Origin of the sequence: Sphingosinicella sp. (assembly GCF_052388015.1) — a bacterium.
GTDB lineage: Bacteria > Pseudomonadota > Alphaproteobacteria > Sphingomonadales > Sphingomonadaceae > Allosphingosinicella.
This window is the reverse complement of the sequence record NZ_JBQTIN010000096.1, coordinates 1-6,444: the sequence shown is the minus strand read 5'-3', so window position 1 is coordinate 6,444 and position 6,444 is coordinate 1. Positions and strand designations below refer to the sequence as shown.

The 6,444-nt window shown below is 68.9% G+C and carries 4 protein-coding genes; 3 read left to right on the top strand and 1 reads right to left on the bottom strand.

The annotated features are described in order from the left end of the window. Window positions 1-242: 242 nt before the first annotated feature. A complete protein-coding gene (locus tag ACT4N3_RS07810) occupies window positions 243-575 on the bottom strand; it encodes a hypothetical protein (RefSeq protein WP_444854653.1) in 333 nt (110 codons plus the stop codon). 74 nt (window positions 576-649) lie between these two features. On the opposite strand from ACT4N3_RS07810, the gene ACT4N3_RS07805 reads away from it, so the two are divergent. The 3 genes from ACT4N3_RS07805 to ACT4N3_RS07795 all read left to right on the top strand — a co-directional run. Further along, window positions 650-1,297, top strand: a complete 648-nt coding sequence (locus ACT4N3_RS07805) for a TetR/AcrR family transcriptional regulator (RefSeq protein WP_444854652.1) — start codon at window positions 650-652, stop codon at window positions 1,295-1,297. Between the two features lie 11 nt (window positions 1,298-1,308). Beyond that, entirely contained in the window at window positions 1,309-1,824 is a 516-nt protein-coding gene (locus ACT4N3_RS07800) for a hypothetical protein (RefSeq protein WP_444854651.1), read from the top strand. A gap of 87 nt (window positions 1,825-1,911) precedes the next feature. Further along, the coding region (locus ACT4N3_RS07795) for an NAD-glutamate dehydrogenase (RefSeq protein ID WP_444854650.1) at window positions 1,912-6,444 on the top strand (4,533 nt) is incomplete at its 3' end.

Here is a 6,444-nt window from a genome sequence, read left to right as displayed (position 1 = left end):
CTTCCGGATCGAGGGCGACCGACTGATGCTGCTGCGCGACGGCCAGCCGTTCGAGGGCTTCACCTGCCGCATCGCCGACCGGCCGGAAGGCGCGGCGCGGGCCGGCGATGTCGTTCTTTCCAACCTGCCGGGACGGCCTGCATTGCAGCGGGTGCAGCGGCGGCTCGCCTGAAGCAAAAAGAACCGCCACCCCGGCATGAACCGGGATGGCGGCAGGGGGTGCGCCGGAAAGGCGGGGAGACTTACTGGCCCTGGGCCGGCGGCTGGCCGGCCAGGCGGGTCGTCGCGGGCGGGTTGAGCGCGGCGGTCTGGACCGCGCCGGCGCCGTCGGTCGCGCAATCGAACGTGTAGCGCCGGTCGGCGTTGACGATCAGCTGGACGCGGATGCGACGCGAATTGCCCTGGATCGAGGCGACCCGGTCCGACCGGACCGCGCCCTCGGGGAACTGGCGCAGCATCTCGGCCCGGCACTGGGCGACGGCGCGGCCGTCATTCTGCGCGAAGGCGGGCTGGACGAAGAACGCCGCAGCGGCAGCGGCGGCGGGAAGCACTGCAAGGCGGAAAAGGCTGGTCATCGGGTCCTCCATCGGCTATTTATGTACCTTACCGTATAGTATAGAAATGCGAGTCGCAAGGATTTTTTGAACAGATGGTAAAAAAAGATACAGCCGCCTGCCCCGCGCCCAGAGGCCGCCCGCGCAGCTTCGACACCGATCAGGTGCTCGATCGGGTGCGCGACACCTTCTGGCGCTACGGCTATGCCGGCACCTCGATGGACCAGCTCGCGGCCGCGACCGGTCTGCACAAGCCGAGCCTCTACGGCGCGTTCGGCGACAAGAAGAAACTCTATCTCGCCGCGCTCGACAATTACCTCGCGGATATACGGGCCGAGTTCGCCGAGGCGTTCGCGGTCCCGGACCTGTTCGAGTCGCTGCGCGCGATGACCGAATGGTCGATCGACAAGTTCATGGGCAAGGACGAGGTCGGCACCGGCTGCTTCATGATGCACACCGCGATGCCGGAGGCGAGCGAGGATCCGGAAATCTCCCGCACCGTGCGCGAATCGATGGATTCGCTCGACCGCGCCCTCGTCCGCCGCTTCGAAAAGGCGATCGAGGCCGGGCAGATCGCGGCCGAGGCCGACCCGCACGCGCTGGCGATGGTGATGGTCGCCAATCATTATGAGATTTCCGGCCGCGCCCGGGCGGGCTATGCCCGCGAGGAATTGCGGGCGCTGGCCGATCGGGCGATCGCTTTGGTCAGGGTCATGAGCGGGGCGCCGGCGCGCGCCGCCTGAGGGAGGCGCCGATGAAGGCGAGCGGGCTGATCATCCTTTCGCTGGGGATCGCGGCGCCGGCCGCGGCCCAGCGCGCAACCAGCATCTATTCGTCGCTCAATCTCGACCGCTGCCAGATGCTCGAACATATCGAGGAGGGCGCGAGCGCCCGCTGGCGCTGCGCCGGGCCGCATGGCGTGCCCTTGTTCGTCAACACCGGCGACGACCGCTACGATGTCGATGCCGGCGTCGACAATGGAGTCTGGGAATCGCTCGACGCGCTCAACGGGCCGGGCCCGAACGTCGAATGGCGGCTGCGTGGCGGCCGGCCGATGGCGATCATCTACCGGCTGATCCCGGTGCCGGAGCTGGGCGAGCCGCCGGCGCTGATCGTCGAGACGATCGGCCGCGGCGGCCGGCTAGGCTGCGAGATCGCCCGGGTCAACGCCCAGCGCGCCGACGCCAATGCCCGCGCCCGGGCCGAGGCGGACCTGCGCGCGGCCCACTTCCGCTGCGGCCGCGACCAAAGGGCGGAGATCGGCCGCTAGCCGCCCTTGCCGCTTTCGCGCGCGCGCGGCTATAGCCGCGCCACCTGCGGCGCGCCCTCAGCGCGCCTCTCGTCCCGGGAGCGGATTATGACTTCGAAGCGCATGGCCCAGTCCGACCGGGCGCGCTTGCTCGATACCCTCGCCGATCTGCTCTGCGGCGGCGCGCTGCCCGGCGAGCTGGCCGGCTTCACCCCCGAGGACCGCCGCGCCGCGGCCGAGTTCGTCGCCGACTGCGCGGCGAAGAGGACGCCGGGCGAGCCGCTGGTGCGGATCGAATCCGCCGGGCTTCAGGTGGCGCGGCGGATCATGCGGATCTGCATCGCCAATGACGACATGCCCTTCCTGGTCGATTCGGTCGCCCAAGCGATCGCGGCGCGCGGCCTGATCATCCATCGGCTGCTTCACCCGGTGATCTGCGTCGAGCGCGACGCCGCCGGCCGGTTGATCAAGGCCGAGCCGCTTTGCGACGACCGCGGCCGGCGCGAGTCTCTCATGTACATCGAGGTCGACCGCGCCGACGCGAAAGTGCGGGGCGAGCTGTGCGACGAGCTGCTGCAATCGCTCAACGACGTGCGCGCCGCGGTCGAGGACTGGCCGAAGATGCAGGCGCGGCTGCGCGCCGACGCGGACAAGATCGGCGACCCCGAAACGAGGGCGCTGCTCGAATGGTTCGCGGACGGCGCGATGACCCTGTTGGGCTATCAGACCGAGCGGCCCGGCCTGCCGTCGTCCGAAGGCCTCGGCATCTTCCGCGCCCCCAGCCCGCCCGACGAGGAGGGGGGCTGCGACAGCGCGATCGCCCATTTCGAGAAGAGCGGCGAGGATTTGATCGCGGCCAAGGCGGAGCGCAAGTCGACGGTGCACCGGCACGTGCCCCTGGACCTGTTCGCCGTGCCGATCCGCGAGGATGGGAAGATCACCGGCATCGGCGTCCATGCCGGGCTGTGGACCAGCGAGGCGCTCTCCGCGTCGGTCGATGACGTGCCGTTCCTGCGCGAGCGGCTCGAGGGGCTGGAGCAGAAGCTCGGCTTCGAGCCGCGCGGCCATAGCGGCAAGGCGCTCCGCCACGCCTTCTCGGCTTTGCCGCATGATCTGCTGGTCAATCTGGACGAGAAATCGGTGAAGACGCTGGCGCTGACCGCCATGTCGCTCGCCGACCGACCGCGGCCGACCTTGCTGCTCGTCCGCTCGACCCTGAAGGGCCACCTCTTCGCCTTCGTCTGGCTATCCCGCGACGACATCACCACCCGCCGCCGGATCGCGATCGCCGAGATGATCGAGGCCGCGGCCAAGGGCGAGACGACGAGCTGGTCGGTGGAGCTGGGCGACGGCGACCTTGCCCTGATCCGCTACACGCTCGTCCTCGACACCAGCCTGCCGACACCGGACACCGCCGCGCTCGACCGCAAGCTCGACGAGATGCTGCGCGGCTGGGAGCCGAGCGTCGAGGAGGCGCTGGCCGCCGACGTCGGCTACGGCCGGGCGGCGCGGATGGTGATGAGCCACGCCGCCGCCTTCCCGCCCTCCTATCGGGACCGCTACCCGATCGAGGACGCGGCGCAGGACATATTGCGGCTGGATGCCTTGGCCGACCCGAAGCAGCGCTCGGTGCGGCTCTACGACCTCGACCTCGACCCGGACCATCAGCTGCGGCTGAAAATCTACCGCGCCGGCGGGCTGATCCCGCTTTCCGACGTCGTGCCGGTGCTGGAGAATTTCGGCTTCCGGGTGATGAAGGAGACGCCGACCCGGCTCGCCGCCGGCGACGGCGAGGACCATATCCACGAATTCGCCGTCGTCACCGCCGACGGCTCGTCGCGGCGGCCGATCATGGCGCGCCGGGCGGTGATCGAGGAGGTTGTCGCCGCCGTGCTCGAAGGCCGGCGGGAGAACGACCCGTTCAACCAATTGCTCGTCTCGGTCGGGCTGGCGCCGGACGGCGTCGTGCTGTTGCGCGCCTGGTTCCGCTATTTGCGGCAGACCGGCCTCTCTTACGGCCTCGCCACCGTCGTCGAAGCGCTGCGCAAGGCGCCGGACGTGGCGCACGGCCTCATCGACCTGTTCCAGGCGATGCATCACCCCGCCTGGGCCAAGGGCAGCGAGGCATCGACGCAGGTGGCCGAAGACAAGATCGCCAAGGGCCTGTCGGCGGTCGCGGCGATCGACGAGGACCGCATCCTGCGCCTGATGCGCGGCGTCATCGTCTCGATCCTCAGGACCAACGCCTTCTCGCCGGCGGCCGAGGAAGCGCTCGCCTTCAAGCTCGATTCCGCGGCGGTGCCGAACCTGCCGGCGCCGCGGCCGTGGCGCGAGATCTGGGTCTATTCCGCGCGCGTCGAAGGCATTCATCTGCGCGGCGGGCCAATCGCCCGCGGCGGCTTGCGCTGGTCAGACCGGCGCGACGATTTCCGCACCGAGATCCTCGGCCTGATGAAGGCGCAACTGGTCAAGAACGCCGTCATCGTGCCGACCGGGGCCAAGGGCGGCTTCTATCCCAAGCAGCTCCCCTCGAGCAGCGATCGCGACGCCTGGCTGGTGGAAGGAACGGAAAGCTACCGTATCTTCATCCGCTCGCTGCTTTCGGTCACCGACAATCTGGTCGACGGCAAGGTCGTCCATCCCGACAAGGTGGTGATCCGCGACGGCGACGATCCCTATTTCGTCGTCGCCGCCGACAAGGGCACCGCGACCTTTTCCGACGTCGCCAACGCGATCGCCATCGAGCGCGGCTTCTGGCTCGGCGACGCGTTCGCGAGCGGCGGCTCCTATGGCTACGACCACAAGGCGATGGGGATCACCGCCAAGGGCGCCTGGGTTTCGGTCCAGCGCCACTTCAGGGAGCGCGGGATCGACGTCCAGAAGGAGCCGATCCGGGTCGCCGGCGTCGGCGACATGTCCGGCGACGTGTTCGGCAACGGCATGCTGCTGTCGAAGGCGATCAAATTGGTCGCCGCCTTCGATCATCGCCACATCTTCCTCGATCCCGATCCCGATCCGGCGAAAAGCTGGAAGGAGAGGAAGCGGATGTTCGCTTTGCCCCGCTCCAGCTGGGCCGATTACGACAAGGCCTTGATTTCCAAGGGTGGCGGCATCTTTCCGCGCAGCCTGAAGTCGATCCCGCTGTCGAAGCCGGTGCGCGCGATGCTCGGCGTCGGGGCGGAAGCGATGGAGCCGGCCGCCTTGATGAGCGCGATCCTCAAGGCGGATGTCGACCTGCTCTGGTTCGGCGGCATCGGCACCTACATCAAGGCGCGCGGCGAAACCAACGCCGAGGTCGGCGACCCCGGCAACGACGCGATCCGGGTCAACGCCGCCGATCTGCGCGCCACCGCCATCGGCGAGGGCGCGAACCTCGGCATCACCCAGGCGGCGCGGATCGAATTCTCGGAGATCGGCGGCCGGATCAACACCGACTTCATCGACAACAGCGCGGGCGTCGATTGCTCGGACAATGAGGTCAACATCAAGATCCCGCTGAACGGCGAGATGAATGCCGGCCGGCTGAGCTTCAAGACGCGCAACATCCTGCTCGCCGAGATGACCGATGACGTCGCCGCGATCGTGCTCGAGGACAACCGGCTCCAGACGCTCGCTCTGTCGATCGCCGAGCGCGGCGGCGCCGAGGCGATGCCCGAGCTGGTGCGGGTGATCGAGCTGCTCGAGGAGAGCGGCAAGCTCAACCGCGAGGTCGAGGGGCTCGGCTCCAACGACGATCTGCTCCGCCGCGCCCAGGCCGGCGAGGGCCTGACCCGGCCGGAGCTTGCGATCTTGCTCTCGAGCGCGAAGATGCGCCTCCAGGCGGCGATCGAGAATGCCGGCTTCACCAGCGATCCGACGCTGGAAGGCGAGCTGCTCGCCGCCTTTCCGCCGGCGATGCAGAAGAAGCACAGGAAGGCGATCCTCGCCCATCGTCTCCGCAACGAGATCATCGCGACCTATGTCGCGAATCGGCTCGTCAACCGGCTCGGCGTCATCGCTCCGTTCACCCTGATGGAGGAAGGCGGCGCCGCCTTCGGCCAGGTCGCGGCCTGCTTCATCGCCGCCGAGCGCCTGTTCGACATGGGCCGGCTGTGGGCGGACATCGAAAAGGCGTCGGTGCCGGAGGAGGTGCGGCTCGCTCTGTTCGAGCAGGCCTCGGAAGGACTCCAGCTCCACGTCGCCGACCTGCTGCGCGACACGTCGCCGAGCCTGAAGCCGGGCGAGATCGTCGCGCTGCTCAAGCCCGGCATCGACAAGCTCTACGGTGCGCTCGACGACCTGCTGCGGCCCGAGCCCAAGGCCGAGGCGCTGGAGCTGCGCCATCAGTGCGAGGAAATGGGGGCGCCGCGCGGCCTGGTCGACCGGATCGCCAAATTGTTCGAGATGGACGGCGCCGTCGGCCTCGCGATGCTGGGCCGCAAGCTCAAGGTCGACGAGATCGTCCTGACCCGCGCTTATTCGCAGCTCGGCGAGGCGCTGGGGCTCGACTGGGCTCATGCCGCGGCGAAGCATTTCCAGGCCCGCGACCAGTGGGAGCGGCTGCTGACCGCCGGCCTGTCGCGCGATTTCGAGCAGCTGAGGCTCGATTTCCTCGACCGGCGCCGCGGCGGCGATCCGGGCGCGACGGTGATCAAATGGATC

What these genes read in the sequence shown, in the direction of transcription:
- ACT4N3_RS07810 (WP_444854653.1), bottom strand. Translation starts at nt 575, where the DNA reads ATGACCAGCCTTTTCCGCCTTGCAGTGCTTCCCGCCGCCGCTGCCGCT.
- ACT4N3_RS07800 (WP_444854651.1), top strand. Translation starts at nt 1,309, where the DNA reads ATGAAGGCGAGCGGGCTGATCATCCTTTCGCTGGGGATCGCGGCGCCG.
- ACT4N3_RS07805 (WP_444854652.1), top strand. Translation starts at nt 650, where the DNA reads ATGGTAAAAAAAGATACAGCCGCCTGCCCCGCGCCCAGAGGCCGCCCG.